The sequence below is a fragment of the Nostoc sp. C052 genome, from assembly GCF_013393905.1.
Classification (GTDB): Bacteria; Cyanobacteriota; Cyanobacteriia; order Cyanobacteriales; family Nostocaceae; genus Nostoc.
Map to the genome: position 1 here is coordinate 181,131 of NZ_CP040277.1, position 19,256 is coordinate 200,386.

The window sequence follows — 19,256 nt, forward strand, 5'->3', positions numbered from 1 at the left end:
CGTGGAAAGTAAGTTAGTGAATCAGAAGTTGCGTGAGATTGACCACTCTTTAATGCAAATACCAAATAGCACTTTTGGTAATCTCACCCTGTTACTATTTTTCGCTACCATTAGCATCTTTTCAGCATCAATTATTGCCTATGTTTTGGGATATTTGCCTCTTCAAGCCTCAGCAGCAATTAACTTGTTATGTTTGTATGCTCTGTATACAGTTAATCACGAAGCTGTACACCGCTTAGTGCATCCTAATCGCACGGTTAACAACTGGATTGGGCGCATTGCAGCAGTTCTAGAGGGTACAACGTTCCCCTTGTTCCGTATCTTGCACCCCCAGCACCATGCGTTTACAAATCATCCAGAATACGACCCGGACTACGTTATTGGTAGAAAACCGCGCTGGTTGTTACCTCTCTGGACATTGGTGCGTCTCACACACGACAACTCTTTCATGATTAATCGCCGTTTGTGGTCTAATAAACGTCCGCAATTAATTGAACATCTAATAACGGTGGGGTTGCAGTTGTCTGTGGTCATTGGTGCGGCTTGGATAGGACATCTGCAAGATGCTCTCTGGTTATGGGTTATCCCACTGCTTGTGGCTGGAGCATTAATTGAACTGACGGTTGCATGGGCTGTGCATTTTCCTCAAGAGTCCCAGCATCCTTTGGAAAACACACGCATATTTAAGGGTCAACTATTGCAGATATTGATGTTGAATCAAAACTATCATATTGTCCATCATCTTTGGCCTGGTATTCCTTGGTTTCGCTACGGTAAGGCAATGCCTTTAGTAGAAATGGCATTACTAGAACATCAAAATCAGAGCCACAAAACGCAAGTTAAACCACATCTTCAAGTTAATTAATCTATTTAGAAATTGAAGTGAAATGAAAGAAAGCCAACAAATACTTGGAAGTGTAGAAACATACCCAGATTCACATCAAGCAGCTAAGTTTAGACAGCTGGTAATCCAAGGGCAAAAGCAACACGTTAATAAGTCACTCGCCAAGCTGGCGGAATTGATGGGTACTCATGTTGAAGTTCGTTCTTCTGGAAACTACGTTTTTGATGAGCGCGGACAAAAGTATCTGGCTTGTGGTGGTTATGGTGTCTTCACTATCGGTCACTGTCATCCCACCGTCATCGAGGCTGTGAAAGCACAACTGGAGCGTCATCCATTATCAACTCGTGCGCTTTTAAATGCCGAACAAGCTTCGGCGGCGGAAACTCTAGCCTCAGTTACCCCCAAGGGTTTAGATTATGTATATTTCGGTAACTCTGGTGCGGAAGCGACAGAAGCCGGTCTCAAGCTAGCACGTCTATCTGGCAAACGCAAGCTAATTGCAATGCAAGGGGGCTTCCACGGTAAGACATTAGGAGCGTTAAGTGTCACCAGTCGTGCAGCCTTTCGCTTGCCTTTCCAGCCTCTGCTTCCAGAAGTCGAATTTATCCCCTTTGCAGATCCAAAAGCCCTGGAAAATGTACTTTCTAATAAGGGTCATGAATGCTGCGTTATTTTAGAACCTGTCCAAGCAGAAGGCGGTGTGATCATTCCTTATGAAGGCTACTTGCGAGATGTAGAAAGACTCTGCCGCCACTATGGAGCATTTTTGATTTTGGATGAAATTCAAACGGGACTCGCACGGTTGGGAACCTGGTGGGGAGCAGACAGAGAACAGGTAGTTCCTGATGTTCTGCTGGTGGGGAAGGCTTTAAGTGGAGGAGTTATACCTGTCAGCGCTGCTGTTGCTTCTGCCCAAGCTTATGAAAGGCTCAATCAAGATCCTTTATTGCACACATCAACTTTTGCAGGTAATCCTCTAGCTACAGTTGCCGCACAAGCAGCAATTAATGTTATTAAAAATGAGAATATCGTACCCAGAGCCAAAGAACTAGGTGAAAAATTATTTGTTGAAGTGCAGAAAATTGTTGGCGAAATGTGTCCTCATCTAGTTCGAGAAGTTCGCGGTATTGGGCTGTTGATTGGCATTGAGTTTGAAGCTGATTATTTGGCTGGTGACTTCATGTTTGAACTCATGCACAGAAATGTGCTGGTTTCCTATTCACTTAATGCTCACTGCGTTGTCAGATTGACACCACCAGCAACTCTGGATGAGTCAGATATTGATTGGCTGCTAACTGCAATTTCAGACAGTGCGATCGCTCTTGCAAAACGTAACCCATCTTTAAACGTTGTTAATTCATAAAGGAGATTTTATTCATGCAATACTTAGAAATTGTTGCTAAAATTCACCATCGCAGTGCCGAAGAAATCTATCCAATTCTCTGCGACTTTGATTCATACGCAAAGAACAGTCAAGCTGTACATAGCATCACCAGCCAAGTACTATCTGACGGACGGACTGTTTCTACTTGGGAAGTTGACTTTCGTGGCGGTGTGATGTCTTGGATAGAAGAAGATTTATTTGATGCCTCAAATTATACAATTAGCTTCAATCAGATTGAAGGTGATGTAGAACACTTCTGCGGACAGTGGAAAGCTCAAAATCAAAAAGATGGTTGCTTAATATTGTTTTTAGCTGAGTTTGACATGGGTATTCCCTCTTTAAGTCAAATTCTTGACCCCATTGCCATACAAGCACTCCAGGAAAATATCACAGCAATTATTAGGGGTTTATTTGGTGAAGAAGTGGAATTTTTACCAGTTAAAGTTTCTTCATTAGAAACACAAGCACCTGACAAGCTTGCAGTTGCATAAGTTGAATAAATAGAAATCATCACCTTGTTTTGATAGTTGCAGATTGGTTCTGTAACTATCAAAACGAAAAATTGTTCTGGTTTAGCTTGAAATATATTTCTGTTGTGGAGATATTACAAACAAATGCCCAAAGCTCTTGACTGCTTAATTAAAAGTGAGAGTACTTACTCTTATAAACTGTACAACTCAATTCTTGACGTAGATTTATATGATTGGAAGCAAGTTTGTCAAACAAGTTATTCTAATACTTATATGGATATTAGATTCTTAGTGACAATTGAAAAAACTATGATGGACTTTAGCAAATTCTGGTATGTAATTTTTTATGACCAAAATGGCAACCCGTGCGCTTGTACTAGTCTATCTACATTTAAAACTGACTTAGGAGTTGTTGCCAGTAAAGGTATTAAAGAATTTATTACTCATGTCAGACAATTACTGCCGTCGTTTTTATATTTAAATGTTCTTTTTTGTGGTTTACCTATTTCTATTGGTAAGAACCATTTAATTTTTGAGAAAAATGCTAATCAGCAGTTGATTATCAAATTGCTTGGTGGTATTATGAATAGTATTGCAGCTAAAGAAAAAACCAAGCTGACTATTTACAAAGAATTTAACTCTGAAGAATGCAATCAATTAGATACACTGCTAAAGCTTGATTATCTCAAAGCTGAAAGTCTCCCTATGCATAGCTTTAAGGCAAAGTTTGGTAATTTTTCCGAATACTGTGCTGCTTTAAAGTCCCACTATCGCAATGATATTAAAAGGTCAAAACGCAAATTTGAAAAAGCTGGTCTTCGCATTGTTCAGTTAAAAGATACAGAAAAGATTTTACAAATCTATACTCCAGAAATACATCAACTATATGAAGCAGTTGTACAAAAATCGGAAAACCAATTGGAAAATCTGCCTATAAGTTTCTTCCGAGAATTAGCAATCAATTTCCCCGGAGAATTACTTTTTACTCTTGTTTATCAAGATGACAAGATAGTGGCATTCAATTGTTCTCTTTGTACGCAATCAAGTATTCATTATCTATTTTGCGGTTTAGATTATAGTCTAAATGCCAAGTCAGACCTGTATTTCAACTTAATGTATGCTGCTCTAGATAAAGCGTTACAACAGAATGTACCAAAAATTGACTTTGGTCAAACAGCAGACACATTCAAAGCTAGACTAGGTTCTTATCAAACGCCACTCTATATGTATATAAAAGGTACGGGATATCTACTTAATTGGATTATTCGTAAGAGTTTCCATATTCTGTTTCCCAACCCGAAATTGATTCCGCCATACAACATTTATAAACAGTAGTCCCCTTTCTGCCTCTAATAAATATTTCACAGTAAATAGGAGTTTTACAGGTGAATTTTCTCAAACCAGAACGAACAATCCTGACAAAGTTTTTGCCAGACCTTGATGAAAAACTGGCACAAATTCCTCTATTGGAAATGGAAAAGCCACAAAATCCAGCCATAAAAATATTTCGTGAACTTGGTGGCCCTGGTTTATTAATTCCAACTAAATATAAGGGTTTGGGAGCAACTCCTGTGGAAGCTGTTCGGATTCAAAGAGCGATCGCTAGCCGTGCGCCTTCGCTAGCGATCGCTACGACGATGCATCATTTTTCAGTTGCAACCATCGTTGAGATGATCGCCCAAGGTTCGGGAACTGGCTTGGAGTGGATGTTACTTGAGGCAATTGCCAAACAAAATCTCTACGTAGCTTCTGGCTTTGCGGAAGGACGGACAGGTACAGGCATTCTTACTCCCAATATGCAGGTAAAACGAACAGCTGATGGTATAACAGTCAGTGGTAATAAAAAGCCTTGCAGCTTATCTGTATCAATGGATCTTCTCACTGCAAGTGTTTCTATTCCCAGCGAATCGGGAGACAATAGCAAATTAGCAGTCGTTATTATTCCGACAACAAATGCTTCAGGAATTGAACGTCGTCCCTTCTGGACAAATTCAGTGCTGGCTGGTGCAGAAAGCGACGAAATTATTCTTCACGATGTCAAAGTTCCAGAACAGCTTATTTCCTATACAGGCAATGCCGAAAATTTAGATTATATCCAAACAAGGGGCTTTCTTTGGTTTGAAATGCTAATTTCTGCATCTTACCTGGGTATCGCTAGTGCTTTAGTAGAACGAACCATAGCAGCTGGAAAAGGCACGCCTTCTGAGCGAACAATTTTAGCTATTGAAGTTGAGGGAGCGATGGCTGCATTAGAAGGGCTAGCCCAGTCAATGATAGTCAGCGACAGCAACCAAGGTAGCGATCAACTAGCACGGGCGCTGTTTGTGCGTTATGCAGTGCAAGGTGCTATAGAACGTGTTACTGCTCATGCTGTGGAGTTATTAGGGGGGATGGCATTTATCAGTTCACCCGAAGTTGCTTACCTATTTACTGCTTCCCGTCCACTAGCATTTCACCCTCCTTCACGCCTGAGTATCTCACCGGGTTTAGATAAATACTTAGCAGGAGAAACTTTGCTCATTCAATAAGGTGATTGTCAGGAAAAAAATTACCGAGATGTTGGCTAAACTTCCTATGAGTAAATGGGATGCCTCGCTTGAATTAGTAAATTTTTTCTCAGAAACCGCCTAAGTTAATCCTCTGTTGTCATATTACAAAAAAAGGCTGAAGTTATGACTCATTTTGGCATTCTCTGTCCCGCAAAAACTGGTCACCTCAACACAATGCTACCTTTGGGACGCGAACTGCAACGACGCGGACATCGCGTAACCCTGTTTGGAATTGCAGATGTCCAATCCAAAACACTGGCAGCTGGATTGGATTTCTGGAGAATAGGAGAAACTGAATTTCCTTTGGGGATCGCAGCACAATCACTAGCACAACTTGGGAAATTGAGCGGCTTTGCCGCACTGCGATATAACCTCAATTTAATACAACAAGAAGCTGCGATGGTACTTCGTGATGCTCCAAAAGCACTCAAGGAAGCTGGCGTAGAAGCATTGCTGGTAAATCAAATGACATTAGAAGGAGGGAGTATTGCGGAATTTTTAGATATTCCCTTCATTACAGTGTGCAGTGCTTTGCCGCTCAATCAAGAAGACGGCGTTCCCCCTTTTGTGACATCTTGGAGCTATAACCCTGCACGATGGGCGCATCTGCGGAATCAAACCGCTTACTCTCTGCTTAATCGCATCGCTCAACCAATTGAAAAGCTGATAAATGAGTATCGCCGAAGCTGGAATTTGCCCCCATGCTATGACGTTAACGTTTCCTACTCTAAATTAGCGCAATTGAGCCAGATACCTGCTGAATTCGATTTTCCAAGACAGCATTTACCCCAATGCTTCCATTTCACAGGTCCTTACCATGACTCAGCTAGTCGAGAAGCTGTGCCTTTCCCCTGGGAAAAGCTAACTGGACAACCTCTGATTTACGCGTCGATGGGAACCATACAAAATCGCTTAATGGATGTTTTCCAAAGTATTGCTCAGGCTTGTGATGGATTAGATGTGCAATTGGTGATTTCTCTTGGTGGTGGTAATCTGGATTCTTTCAAAGAACTACCGGGAAAACCTTTGGTTGTTAAATATGCACCTCAAATGGAACTGCTCAAGCAAGCCAGCCTCACCATTACTCACGCAGGATTGAATACTGTTCTTGAGTCGTTAAACAATGGGGTGCCAATGGTTGCTATTCCCATTACCAGCGATCAGCCAGGTACAGCGGCTCGTCTGGCTTGGACAGGAGCAGGAGTAACAGTACCCTTAACTAAACTAAGCGTTACTAGGCTGCGAATTGCCATACAAGAAGTGCTAAACCAAGACTCCTACAAAAACAGTGCATCTAGGTTACAAGCAGCAATTCAACGCGCAGGTGGAGTTAGACGAGCAGCTGACATTGTGGAACTTGCCATATCTAAGGAAAAGCCTGTTTTGACAACGGTATGAAATTTAGCGATCGCTAAATTTCATACTGTGAATTTTGTTTGTTAATAACTTTTACTGGACTGGTGTTTCTAACAATTTTTTGGTGCATAATTAGGAGTTAATGATGCAAAGAATTGCTCTGTTTAATATAGAATGCTATTCCTCAAGTGAAGCTATAATCAGCTTTATTGAAGAACATCATGACAAAATAGCAATTGTAGTCACCACTGATAGATATAGTAGTAAACATGGTAATTTACTTCAGCAAATTATTACTAACTATCGCAGATCAGGTTTTGATTTCGTTATTTATTTAACTTACAACTTTATTTTTTATTTTTGGCTTATCTATCTATCTCAATTAGCTTCATCTATCACTGGTCGTAAAAGAAAGCACTTTACAATATCTGAAATCTGCCATAAGTATCAAATTCGTCACGTTAAAACATCAAATATAAATGGTAAAGATATTATTGCTGAATTAAAGCAAGCCAATCTTGATTTAATCGTGATATATTTCTTCGACCAAATTATCAAAGAGCAAATCATCCAAATACCCAAAAAAGCAGTTATTAACGTACACGCAGCACTTCTGCCTGAATGTAAAGGCTTATTCCCAGTTTTATACTCTGCTTTGAAAAATGATAGAAAATTTGGTATAACAATTCATGAAATTGTAGATATTTCTATTGATTCAGGAGCAATACTTGCCCAAGGAAAATTGGAAGTTGACAATACTAAATACAGTGTTTTGACTTTAGATAAATTAGTTAATAATCAAGGTATTGACTTATTAACTAGTGTCATCAATAATTTCGATTACTTTTATTTAAAACGAACTCCTCAAATGCTAGGTGGTTCATACTTTTCATTTCCCACCCAAAATGATATTAAAAGTGTCCAAAACCAGGGTTTTGCTCTAGTTAGTTTTCAAGAATTTATAAGTGATTTCTTCGAGTAAACTTGAGCTTCAACAGAAAAATAAATATGCATGATTCAAAAGTGATGAAGCAGCCATTTCTTAAGTCAAAAAAGTGGTGGGTAATTCTCTTCCTTAGTGTCACTACCTCAGTTATTAGCACGGCTACTATTTATAGTCTTCTTCATTCCCAACCTGCTCAGAAAAATCCCTCATCAGCTTCCTTAGCAACTACTCCTCCTACCAACGCCATTAGTGCCAGAGGACGCGTAGAACCACAAGGTGAAGTTATTCGCCTCTCTGCTTCCACTTCTCTTGAAACTGTTAAAATTTATAAACTTTTAGTGAAAGAGGGAGATAAAGTTACCTCAAATCAAGTAATTGCCATCCTAGACAACTATAATCGTCTTTCAGCTGCTTTAAAACAAGCCAAACAACAAGTAAAAGTTGCTCAAGCTAATTTAGCTAAGGTAGAAGCTGGGGCAAAAACTGGGGAAATTAACGCTCAACAAGCAACTATTGCCCGCCTGCAAGCACAACTATTTGGTGAGAGAAAAACTCAACAAGCAACTATTGCTCGCTTGCAAGCCCAACTATTGGGCGGAAGAAGAACTCAACAAGCAAACATTGCTCGTCTACAAGCCCAGTTAAACAATGCTCAAACAGAATTTGGGCGCTTTGAGATGTTATACAAAGAAGGTGCGGTTGAAGCTTCCAAATTTGATAGCAAGGGTTTGGAATTAGAAACTGCTAGAGAGCAATTGAATGAAGCTAAGGCTAGCCTAAATCAAACCGAGGAAACCTTACAGCAGCAAATCAACGAGGCTAGATCCACTCTTAAGCAAACAGAAGAAACCTTGCAACAGCAAATCAACGAAGCAAAAGCAACTTTAGACCAAATCGCTGAGGTTCGTCCCACAGATGTGCAAGCAGCTCAAGCAGAGGTAGAAAGTGCAGAAGCTGCTGTGGAAAAAGCTCAAGCAGATCAGGAATTAACTTACGTGCGCGCACCCAAGAGCGGTCAAATTTTAAAAATTTATACTTTTCCTGGAGAAATTGTTGGTAACGAAGGAATTGCAGACATGGGTCAAACAGACCAGATGTACGTAGTTGCTGAAGTATACGAAACTGATGTTAACCAAGTACGTATCGGTCAACAAGCCAGAGTTAATAGTGAAGCCTTTTCTGGAGAACTACATGGAAAGGTCACTCAAGTTGGTTTGCAAGTAAAAAAACAAGCAACTTTTAGTACTGATCCTGTTGCTGATGTAGACCGCAGAGTTGTTGAAATTAAAATTCGTCTTAATCCAAAAGATGCCAAGCAAGTTAGAAGTTTAACCAATTTACAAGTAGAAGTCATAATTAACACAGAAAAATCTTAAATAGTACTAGTTATTATGTCTAAAATACGTTTAGCTTGGTTACAACTTACCCGCGAAAAATCTCGCATGATTGTTGCTATGGCGGGTATTAGTTTTTCCAATATTCTCATGTTTATGCAGTTGGGATTTGAGGGTGCGCTTTATGATAGTGCTGCACGCTTCCATACCACTTTAAAAGCGGACTTGGTGATGATTAGTCCCCGTTCTAAGTCTCTTGCTTATATGAGACAGTTTTCTTCACGTCGTCTCTATCAAGTATCAGGCTTTGAAGGGGTTAATTCTGTCAGCCCTGTTTATGTCGATTTTGCTGATTGGAAAAATCCAGCTAATGCTGATTATCGAGCCATATTTGTATTCGGTTTTGAACCTGAAAAACCAGTATTTAACTTACCAGAAGTTAATCAAAATCTCAATAAATTAAAATTGCCTGATACTTTTCTGTTTGACCGTTCTTCCCGTTCTGAATATGGGCCAATTGCTGCACAATTTGAGCGAGACAAACAGGTATTAACGGAAATTAGTAACTACAGAATTAAAACTGTTGGCTTGTTTACTCTTGGGCCTTCCTTTGCGGCAGATGGAAATTTAATCACCAGTGACCAAAATTTCTTGCGTTTGTTTAAAAATCGTCGTGATGGAGAAATTGATATTGGCTTAATTACTCTCAAACCTGGTGTAGATCAGCAAAGAACACTGAATAATTTAGTTGCTAAACTGCCTAAAGATGTTAGATTACTTACTTACCAAGAATTCATCGAGTTTGAAAAAGAATATTGGCGTACAAGTACACCGATTGGCTTTATGTTTGCACTCGGTACAGGGATGGGATTTGTGGTTGGTATAATCATTGTGTATCAAATCCTTTTCACAGATGTCAACGAACATTTAGCCGAGTACGCCACCCTCAAAGCTATGGGGTTCACAGATAATTATTTATTGCGTGTTGTTTTTCAAGAAGCTCTAATTTTAGCAATTTTTGGCTATATTCCTGGTTTAGGTATTTCTTTTGGTTTATATGAATTGACCAAAGCTGCAACTTTTTTACCAATTTTTATGAGTGTTAGTCGTTCTGCATTTGTTTTAGGTTTGACAATCTTAATGTGTACTATTTCTGGCGCGATTGCTGTACGGAAATTGAGAGCAGCAGATCCAGCAGATATTTTTTAGTGGTATAAGAGATATTTCTACTTTATTGACAAATGTTACAACAAAACTCTATTATTTCTATTCAAAATCTCAATCACTACTTTGGTCAAGGGGCATTACAAAAACAGATTTTATTTGACATAAACCTAGAAATTTACCCTAGCGAAGTAGTTATTTTGATGGGGCAGTCAGGCTCAGGTAAAACAACCCTGCTCACTTTGATGGGAGGCTTGCGGTCTGTCCAAGAAGGAAAACTCAAAGTTTTAGGACATGAATTGTACAAAGCTAACGATCAGCAATTAGTGCAAATTCGACGAAATATTGGCTATATCTTTCAGGCTCACAATTTACTGCGATTTTTGAGCGCTTGCCAGAATGTTCAAATGTCATTGGAACTCCATAAAGAATTTGATAGTCAAGAAGCCAAAGCTAAATCCGAAGTTATGCTGGAAGCTGTTGGCTTGGGACATAGAGTGAATTACTATCCTGATGATTTATCTGGTGGACAGAAACAAAGAGTTGCTGTTGCTCGTGCTTTGGTAAGTCATCCGAAACTGGTTTTAGCTGATGAACCCACTGCTGCTTTGGATAGTAAATCAGGTCGGGATGTAGTAGAACTCATGCAGCGTCTGGCTAAGGAGCAGGGTTGTGCTGTTTTAATGGTTACTCACGACAATCGCATTCTTGATATTGCTGACCGCATCATTCATATGGAGGATGGACATTTGGTAGATTGTTAGGACTGAGGATTACTATTTGCATACTTGTGTAATCAATGAATACTGTGGACTGAAGAATTACCTCCTTCGGTGTAGACCAGCAATTCTAGGCCAAACAGGAGAAGTGGGAGAAGCCAGGCTATTGAAAAGGCTTGAGAGTTTTTGTTTGGCCATTCAGCTAGAGCTTTGGCAGCAGCAGTAATCCAAAGAGTGATTGCAAAGATGCGATGTTGAACCAGAAGAAGCAAAGGAGGAACATTAGCCTCATGCTGGGCATGAAACATAAACACGCCCCCAACCCCAATCAGACCGAGTGGCAGAAGTAATCCCCAGGCATAATGTTTTAGCCGTCCACCAGCACGAAGCCATTCTACACTACCAACAATCAGCATTAGTATGCCCTGTATTATATGCTGTAGGCTTTCAGCACCATAGTTTTGAGGTTTTGCTGTACCATGCACCAGCGGATCTATAAGGCTTTCCACTCCGTAACCAATCAATAATATAGGAAGCAAATAAGGTAACCAGCCCGCTCTTATCACACGAGTTTTATACAAGATGAGCAGCACAGCGACAATAGTAAATGCAACTCCGCCAATCCAGTGAACTTGCTCAGATGTGAGATTCATTTTTCCTCCATTCCAAATCAGTGTTAAGTTTTTAGTTATCTGCTTTTGAATCGTGTACTTGACTTAAGAGTTATAGCTGCAACATGCTCAATATTGAATTGACATAGTTTTAAGCGGTTGCCAAGCTAATTTGTGCTACTATGCCGTATCTGGCTTTATAAAGTTCATTGTAAAAACCAAAAAGTTACCGTAATAATCACTAGGCATAAATCCGACTGCTTCAGCCAAACGGCGAACAGTGCCAAGCGTTTGATAGTGGGGGTCAGGAATGACCTCAGTGATGGAAAGAATACCATTTGGCTTAAGAGCGGCAAATATCTCTTGAAGTGCTGCCTCCCGATCTGGAATTTCACCTAATACTGCCACCAACAATGCTCTATCAAACTTGTTATGTTCTAGTACTCCCGGCTCAATTCTGCTCAGAAACGTCCGAATATTAGTTACACTGTTTGCGCTTGCCTTTTGCTCTAGCTTTTGCAACATACCTGACTGGCTATCAAGTGCCACTACCTGACCATTTGGTGCTACTCTTCTAGCAGCAGGAATGGCAACACGACCCGTTCCACTTCCTACATCAATTACCTGCATCCCAGGGGAGAGGTTAAGACGGTCGAGAATGACTGAACTGCCTGCCAGAGTCTCCATATATGGATTTTCTAAAAGCCAGGCCAGCCAAAATGGACAGGGCAGATAGTAGTGGCGAACAGCTGTTCGCCACCAGAATCCAATGCCTACGAGTAGGGCAATTAGTACCCCAGTGTCCAAAAAAATAGTTTTCAATATGGTTGAATTAGGAAACATAGTTTAGCTTTTACATTTGTTGATTTAAGTAGCAGGATAGGCATCGCTGCCGTTGGCTACGCCGACCAAAGGTACGCTTCCTTGATTGCTGTTTTAGATTCCTAAGTTTTGACTAACACAATCTTGGTTTTAATATCTGCCTGAACATTAGCGCTAGGCTCGCTCGTCTTCATTGCTTTAAAAATAGTATCTGTACGGCAGAACAAGCCAGTACAATTCACTTTTAATTTAATCAGATTTTGTAAATAAACTAATATCCGCCTAATGACATATTATTAGCTACTTTAATTTTTATAAGAATTTCATGTGAATTTCATAATTGTATGCTTTGCTAATTTACTATTTTTGCAGTATACAAATTTTATACGTATTTTATAAGCAAGAAAAAATTATAGATAGCAGGAATAATTTTTTGACAGATTTTTATGAAATTGAATTTTTTATAAAAGTAACTAAATTTCTACTTTTTAAAACTAAAAAAAATATTGTATAAGCAGGTGTAATAAAGGCAAGTTTTGATCATTCCTTTCCTTCTAAAGAGAATTTGTATGTAGCGTTTTTCTAAAAAGATACTAAAATTGATTGATTTGCTTATATGAAATTCTTATAAATTATTAGCTAAAATTTCTAGCATACCAAAATGAAATCAACATGAAATTTAGACATCTCATTAGGAAGAAATTAGCATCGTATCATTGGGTAGATGCTTTTACACCGACAATTGCCTAGTGTGAATTATTAGAAGCATAACTACAGCTTCATAACTGATTCATTTATTTAGCTAGGGAGAAAATTATGACTGTAACTACGAATCTATGCTTGAAACTTGGATTCAAGCTTGTTTAAAATCCCTACATGAGTTTAAAATCCCTACGTGAGCGCGATTGCTGTGCTTAAGCCTGTGTATAATATCTGCACCGAAGCTTGTGTTAGCGTAGACGCAAAGCCTCTTACCGCAAGGGTAGCTCCTCCGTAAGAAGGTTCGCTGTGTAACAGAGTACGAGAAACATGACAACAACCACTGCTAACGTTGTGCCGAGTCATGTGGGCAAGGGGCAAAGGCGATGATGTAGGTAGTTATGCTCCCGTATGAGAAAGAAATGCGATCGCTAACTAAGTTGAACAATATCGCAAGGTCGTTACTGCCGCAGGTGTAGCTTAAGTCATCTGAGGCAAAAAAGCTGAATACATGCTAGCCAATTTACCTTTCAGTAGGGAAGGACAGATAAAAGAACACTATCGTTTCTGACCAATTATTTTAGGGCACGTATTGATAAGCCTAGCAAAATCCCTAATTGGGAGTTGAAATTCGCTAAACCACTTATTTCCTTCAATAGAAGTCATTAAAATGAACAAAAAAGTTTTAACCTACAGTCTAGTTGCTCTATTAACAGGCACCACTATCACAGCTTTTTCCATCATTGACAGCGCCAAAGCCAACGATCGCAATCAAGTGCAAGCTCCCAATCCAACAAACACAAGCCCTATGCATGGTGGAATGAACATGAGGGCTGAAGTGGATAAGTCGTTTATCGAAATGATGATTCCTCATCATCAAAGTGCTACTGAAATGGCTCAGATGGCTTTGAGCCGAGCCAAAAGTCCTGAAGTCAAAAAGCTGGCGCAATCCATCATTTCAGACCAAACCCGCGAAATTAAGCAGATGCAGGGCTGGTATAAACAGTGGTACGGCAAAGAAATCCCCACAACTGGCATGAATATGGGTGACGGGATGGACGAGGCAATGAAGATTTCCATGCAGCAGCAAGAAATGATGGATAAGGAGATGATGACAGCCCTACAAAATGCGCCTAACTTTGACCAGGAATTTCTCCGCCAAATGACTCGCCATCACCGAATGGCGACGATGATGGGTGGCATGGTTGGTAACAGTGCTAGGCATCCCGAAATTAGAAATTTAGCTCAATCCATTGCCAAGAGTCAAAGTGCTGAAATTGCTCAAATGCAAGAGTTGCTCCAAGCAATGAGTACTCAAAATCGAAATACTTCTAATCGTTCGAGTAGGTAGTAACTTAGTTTCTCCAAAGAGGGGTAGCGTAGCTGAAAGCGCGATGGGCAGGCTATTACCTACCCCAACCTCATTAGTAGGGAAATACAGGTGCAACGACTGCAATTCTTGTTGCAGATACTTTGGACACATCTCATGCAATATTTTTGAAACCATTAAAAAGAATTTAGCAAAATCACTTGACTCTCCAGCCAGATAGAGAGTCTAAGATGAATTCATGAAGTAAGACACTTCAGAGAGTCTAAAGCTGTAGCAGCTTGTGTACTTTCAGTTATGCCATTTGAAACAGCAATCGAAGAAGCGATACCTTTGGTCGGCGCAGCAATCGCTAACTCTGGTTATCCTGCTAGCTAAAGCCGTAAACCATTTGAGTCTTCAACTCCTGATTCTCTTAACTCCATCTTTTTACTATCCAAGTTCAAGGTTTTTAACGTTATGACACTCCAAATAAAAGTTCCTAATATGGCTTGCTCTGCTTGTGGAGACACTATTACTAAAGCAGTTAAAACAGTTGATCCTACTGCTACGGTTCAAGCAGATCCAAAAACAAAAATCGTCTTAGTGGACACAAATGCTGACGAAACAGTTATTAAGGAAGCAATTACTACTGCTGGCTATTCTGTCACTTAAAAGCCATCAACAGAGAATAGATCAGCAAACATAGCAAGGCAACGCTTAGTAAAGTTGTCTGAAAAGCACACAGGCAAAGCTAAGTATAACGACACTCAGCTATCAATCAGACCAAAACACCGTTCTTAGAACTCAGTAAAGCAGCGGCTAAAAAAGCATATTTAACTATGGATACTCTGAGTCTTAAACTTCGAGGCATGAGTTGTGCCTCCTGTGCTAACAACATCGAAGAAGCAATCCGATCTGTTCCAGGGGTGAGCGACTGTAACGTTAACTTTGGCGTGGAGCAAGCTACTATCCAGTATGATCCCAAACGCACCAATCTGGAAACAATCCAAGCCGCTATAGATGCTGCCGGATACTCATCTTACTCACTCCAAGAACAAGAAATGATTACTGGAGAAGATGATGTGGAAAAAACCGCCCGTGAAGCAGAATTACGCACACTTACCCGCAAGCTAGTTGTAGGAGCAATCCTCAGTACTTTAATTGTACTAGGGTCAATTTCTGCCATGACAGGGCTAAATCTGCCTTGGATTCGGACATTGTGGCTAGACAATCCTTGGGTACAGTTAGTACTGGCAACTCCTGTCTTGTTCTGGTGTGGTGCAGACTTCTTCAAAAATGCCTGGAAAGCCTTTAAACGTCATACAGCAACTATGGATACCTTGGTTGCTATTGGTACTGGCGCAGCGTATTTCTATTCACTATTTGCTACTGTTTTCCCAGGTTTTTTTACGGCTGCTGGATTGATGCCTGATGTGTACTATGAAGCAGCAGCAGTCATTACCACCTTAATTTTGCTAGGAAGGCTATTTGAGAATCGCGCTAAGGGACAGACTTCTGAAGCCATCCGCAAACTCATCGGTTTACAAGCTAGAGATGCCAGAGTAATTAGAAATGGTCAAGAAATTGATGTTCCTATCCAGGAAGTTCAGATTGGTGATGTAATTTTGGTACGTCCAGGAGAAAAAATTCCTGTTGACGGAGAAGTGATAGAAGGTGCTTCCAACGTTGATGAAGCGATGGTGACTGGTGAGAGTTTGCCAGTCAAAAAGCAACCGGGAGATGAAGTAATTGGAGCCACAATTAACAAAACAGGTAGCTTTAAATTCCGGGCAACCCGCGTTGGGAAAGACACTTTTTTGTCTCAAATCGTCAAAATGGTGCAACAAGCTCAAGGCTCTAAAGCACCAATTCAACGTTTAGCAGATCAAGTAACGGGATGGTTTGTGCCAGTAGTGATAGCCATTGCGATCGCTGCTTTCGTTATTTGGTTTAATGTCATGGGCAACTTGACATTAGCCTTAATTACCACAGTCGGAGTGCTAATTATCGCTTGTCCCTGTGCCTTGGGTTTAGCTACTCCAACTTCAGTGATGGTAGGAACTGGCAAGGGAGCAGAAAATGGTATTTTAATTAAAGGTGCAGAAAGTTTAGAACTCGCTCATAGAATTCAGACTATTGTGCTGGATAAAACTGGAACTTTAACACAGGGAAAACCCACTGTTACTGACTTTGTTACTGTCAACGGCACAGCTAATAGTAATGAGTTAAAACTTTTGCAGTTGGCAGCGTCTGTAGAACGAAATTCAGAACATCCATTGGCTGAAGCGGTGGTTAGGTATGCTCAATCTCAGCAAGTGGAACTGACAGAGGCTAAACAATTTGAAGCGATCGCTGGGAGTGGTGTTCAAGGAATTGTTTTAGACCGTTTCGTACAAATCGGTACTCAGCGTTGGATGGAAGAATTAAATATCGATACCCGCACGCTTCAAGAGCGTAAAACCTCTCTGGAAGCTGCTGGTAAAACAGCGATTTTAATTGCAGTGGATGGGCAAATTCAAGGTTTGATGGGAATTGCTGATGCACTTAAACCTTCTTCAGTAGCAGTTGTGAGAACGCTACAAAAGTTAGGTTTAGAGGTAGTTATGCTAACAGGGGATAATCGCAAAACAGCAGAAGCGATCGCCAGTGAAGTCGGGATCACACGAGTATTTGCAGAAGTTCGACCCGACCAAAAAGCGTCTCAAATACAAGCATTGCAAGCAGAGGGGAAAATTGTCGCAATGGTGGGTGATGGCATTAATGATGCACCAGCACTGGCTCAAGCGAATGTGGGGATTGCAATTGGAACTGGAACGGATGTAGCGATCGCAGCCAGCGATATCACCCTGATCTCTGGAGACTTGCAAGGCATAGTCACTGCAATTCAACTGAGCCGTGCCACTATTCAGAATATCCGCCAAAATCTCTTCTTTGCCTTTATTTACAACGTTGCTGGGATTCCCATTGCTGCTGGAGTTTTATTTCCTATCTTTGGTTGGCTACTCAACCCGATTATCGCGGGTGGGGCGATGGCTTTTAGTTCCGTTTCTGTTGTTACGAATGCCTTACGCTTGCGTAACTTTCATCCCAAAACTATCTAATAATTGTGGAGGAATTTAACAAATGTTCAACAAAAGTAAGATTTTTGGGAGCATTGCAGGGTTAGGACTTCTGTTTGGTACAGCATCAAGCGTAGCAACAGCACAAATGCCAACCGAAATGCCAACACATTCATCAGAACAAACCAGTCAATTTCGCCGTATTGAGCAACCACTAGCATTAAAAGTCGGCGTTACTTTGGGCGGTTTAGGATTAATTGGATTGGAACTGTGGTGGTTTCTATTCAGTAAAAATAAAGCTATAAAAGCTAATCTGGGTCAAGGGATACAGGAGCTAACGATTAATGTAGACGGAGGCTATGAACCTTCTCGTGTAATTGTAAAATCTGTTCAACCTGTACGGCTAAACTTCTTTCGCCGCGACCCCAGTAGCTGTTTGGAGAAAGTATTGTTACCTGATTTTCATATTGCTCAAGATTTAGCTCTCAATCACGTCACTCCCATTGAATTTACACCTCCCAAACCAGGTCAATATCAATTTACCTGTGGAATGAATATGTTTCGTGGTGTGGTAGAAGTCCAGTAGGGAGGTAACAATAAACTTTACCTTTGGCTACTTTTACCCCAACACTCCAAGAGCTTAAGCATCTCTAACTAGTCTTAAATGTTGTGCCTTCTTACTTGCCAAAAAATGGGAATTGCTGCAACTTGGATAACGACTGAAAAGACAACCAAGGAGCCAACAGAGCGATCATAAAGAATTCCCATTAAGGCGCTACCTAAAAACCAGAATAAGCCATAGCCTGCGCTGAAAATCCCGTAAGCACTAGCACGTTTGTCCATTGGCACCATCCCTGCAACCGCAGCTTTCATAATTGATTCTTGTGCCCCCATCCCTACACCCCATAAAATCATTCCCAAAAGGGCAAGGTTACTGTTTCCTGAAAAAGCCAATGGAGGAAACAAGCATGATATCAAAACCGCAACAATGAGAATAGAAATCCCCTTGCGGTCAAACAAACGCCCAAATATTAGTGCAGCTATAGCGTCAACTCCCATAGCTACTGCATAAAATAAAGGAATCGTATTAGAGGAAGCGATCGCTTCTTTCTGCAAGTGGTAGGCAATTAAAGGGAAATCTGCATACCCAGCAGCAACTAGGGCTACAGCCCCCAGATAAATCCAAAAAACTCGCGGTAATCCCTCTCCTTTGAGTGTTGGTGTGTTTACTTCAAAATCACGGGGATTTGGGTAAAGCCGTTGTCCGATCAAAAGCACAATTAACCCTAAGACTGCTGGCACAATCAAAATCGCAAAGCCACCCCGATACCCTCCTTGCAAATAAAGCACCGCCGCTACAGCCAATGGCCCCATCACAGCACCGATCTGATCCATCGCTTCATGCAAGCCAAAACCAAAACCCCTGCCAACTTGACTAGCAGCATGGGAAAGTAGCACATCTCGCGGCGGGGTGCGAATCGCTTTGCCTGTGCGTTCAGCAATCATCAAAGCTGCTGCGACTTCCCAACGTCCAGCTAAGGCTAAAAGCGGCACAACTGCTGTATTAACGAAGTAACCGAATGTGGTGATTCCCCAGTATTTTCGCGTCTGGTCACTGAGATAACCGATAACTAAGCGAAAGCCATAACCAATTAACTCCCCTAAGCCAGCTACTAGCCCCACCACAGTACCGTTAGCGCCCAAGACTCCAAGATAAGCTCCCGTGATGCTACGCGCCCCTTCGTAGGTTGCATCAGCACATAAGCTAACAAAGCCGAGTAAGATTACGAACTTGAAAGCAGGGGTTTTAGAAAGGCTTTTGATATTTGTCATTGTAGATAGAGGGTTAATACTGATTTAGCTCAAAACAGTTTTCAGCATGATTTATACAATCATCTAACAGCGAGTATTAACGGCACAAGGTCTCAGCTTTTCTGGCATTACTCTAAATTAAAAACGCAACAGCTTACAAGCAATCGTTTTCAAACTA

17 protein-coding genes are annotated in these 19,256 nt (G+C 40.8%); 14 read left to right on the forward strand and 3 right to left on the reverse strand.

Annotated elements, in window-relative coordinates; genetic code table 11:
• Positions 1-52 precede the first annotated feature (52 nt).
• From FD723_RS39575 to FD723_RS39620, 10 genes are all read left to right on the forward strand, one after another.
• Positions 53-865: a fatty acid desaturase gene (locus tag FD723_RS39575; protein ID WP_179070658.1), complete on the forward strand. Its 813-nt coding sequence runs from the start codon at positions 53-55 to the stop codon at positions 863-865.
• Positions 866-887: 22 nt separating this feature from the next.
• The gene (locus FD723_RS39580) at positions 888-2,207 is read left to right on the forward strand and encodes an aspartate aminotransferase family protein (protein ID WP_179070599.1); all 1,320 of its coding nucleotides are present in this window, start codon (positions 888-890) and stop codon (positions 2,205-2,207) included.
• A 14-nt stretch (positions 2,208-2,221) separates the two neighbouring features.
• A complete protein-coding gene (locus tag FD723_RS39585; RefSeq protein ID WP_179070600.1) occupies positions 2,222-2,719 on the forward strand; it encodes an SRPBCC family protein in 498 nt (165 codons plus the stop codon).
• A 123-nt stretch (positions 2,720-2,842) separates the two neighbouring features.
• On the forward strand, positions 2,843-4,033 hold the full coding sequence (locus tag FD723_RS39590) for a GNAT family N-acetyltransferase (RefSeq protein ID WP_179070601.1): 1,191 nt from the start codon (positions 2,843-2,845) through the stop codon (positions 4,031-4,033).
• Positions 4,034-4,083: 50 nt separating this feature from the next.
• Complete coding sequence (locus tag FD723_RS39595) at positions 4,084-5,226, forward strand: acyl-CoA/acyl-ACP dehydrogenase (protein WP_179070602.1); 1,143 nt, start codon at positions 4,084-4,086, stop codon at positions 5,224-5,226.
• 144 nt (positions 5,227-5,370) lie between these two features.
• Positions 5,371-6,645 (forward strand): glycosyltransferase, encoded by a 1,275-nt coding sequence (locus FD723_RS39600; RefSeq protein WP_179070603.1) that lies wholly within the window; start codon positions 5,371-5,373, stop codon positions 6,643-6,645.
• 100 nt (positions 6,646-6,745) lie between these two features.
• On the forward strand, positions 6,746-7,585 hold the full coding sequence (locus FD723_RS39605; protein ID WP_256875425.1) for a formyltransferase family protein: 840 nt from the start codon (positions 6,746-6,748) through the stop codon (positions 7,583-7,585).
• A gap of 44 nt (positions 7,586-7,629) precedes the next feature.
• Positions 7,630-8,925 (forward strand): ABC exporter membrane fusion protein, encoded by a 1,296-nt coding sequence (locus tag FD723_RS39610; RefSeq protein ID WP_179070660.1) that lies wholly within the window; start codon positions 7,630-7,632, stop codon positions 8,923-8,925.
• Between the two features lie 15 nt (positions 8,926-8,940).
• Entirely contained in the window at positions 8,941-10,092 is a 1,152-nt protein-coding gene (gene devC, locus FD723_RS39615) for an ABC transporter permease DevC (protein ID WP_179070604.1), read from the forward strand.
• 32 nt (positions 10,093-10,124) lie between these two features.
• Positions 10,125-10,811, forward strand: coding sequence for a DevA family ABC transporter ATP-binding protein (locus FD723_RS39620; RefSeq protein WP_179070605.1), 687 nt, complete (start codon positions 10,125-10,127; stop codon positions 10,809-10,811).
• A 32-nt stretch (positions 10,812-10,843) separates the two neighbouring features.
• Here FD723_RS39620 and FD723_RS39625 read toward each other — a convergent pair whose 3' ends face one another.
• Both FD723_RS39625 and FD723_RS39630 read right to left on the reverse strand, forming a co-directional pair.
• Positions 10,844-11,419, reverse strand: a complete 576-nt coding sequence (locus FD723_RS39625; RefSeq protein WP_179070606.1) for a hypothetical protein — start codon at positions 11,417-11,419, stop codon at positions 10,844-10,846.
• Between the two features lie 138 nt (positions 11,420-11,557).
• Positions 11,558-12,220, reverse strand: coding sequence for a class I SAM-dependent methyltransferase (locus FD723_RS39630; protein ID WP_179070607.1), 663 nt, complete (start codon positions 12,218-12,220; stop codon positions 11,558-11,560).
• Between the two features lie 1,348 nt (positions 12,221-13,568).
• Between FD723_RS39630 and FD723_RS39635 the strand changes: the two genes are divergently transcribed.
• From FD723_RS39635 to FD723_RS39650, 4 genes are all read left to right on the forward strand, one after another.
• Entirely contained in the window at positions 13,569-14,249 is a 681-nt protein-coding gene (locus tag FD723_RS39635) for a DUF305 domain-containing protein (RefSeq protein WP_179070608.1), read from the forward strand.
• Positions 14,250-14,684: 435 nt separating this feature from the next.
• Complete coding sequence (locus FD723_RS39640) at positions 14,685-14,879, forward strand: heavy-metal-associated domain-containing protein (RefSeq protein WP_162398293.1); 195 nt, start codon at positions 14,685-14,687, stop codon at positions 14,877-14,879.
• A 167-nt stretch (positions 14,880-15,046) separates the two neighbouring features.
• Positions 15,047-17,308, forward strand: a complete 2,262-nt coding sequence (locus FD723_RS39645) for a heavy metal translocating P-type ATPase (protein ID WP_179070609.1) — start codon at positions 15,047-15,049, stop codon at positions 17,306-17,308.
• A 22-nt stretch (positions 17,309-17,330) separates the two neighbouring features.
• Positions 17,331-17,852 carry a cupredoxin domain-containing protein gene (locus FD723_RS39650; protein ID WP_179070610.1) on the forward strand — a complete coding sequence of 174 codons (522 nt, stop codon included), beginning with the start codon at positions 17,331-17,333 and terminating at the stop codon, positions 17,850-17,852.
• Positions 17,853-17,926: 74 nt separating this feature from the next.
• Here FD723_RS39650 and FD723_RS39655 read toward each other — a convergent pair whose 3' ends face one another.
• Positions 17,927-19,099, reverse strand: a complete 1,173-nt coding sequence (locus FD723_RS39655; protein WP_179070611.1) for an MFS transporter — start codon at positions 19,097-19,099, stop codon at positions 17,927-17,929.
• Positions 19,100-19,256: the final 157 nt, after the last annotated feature.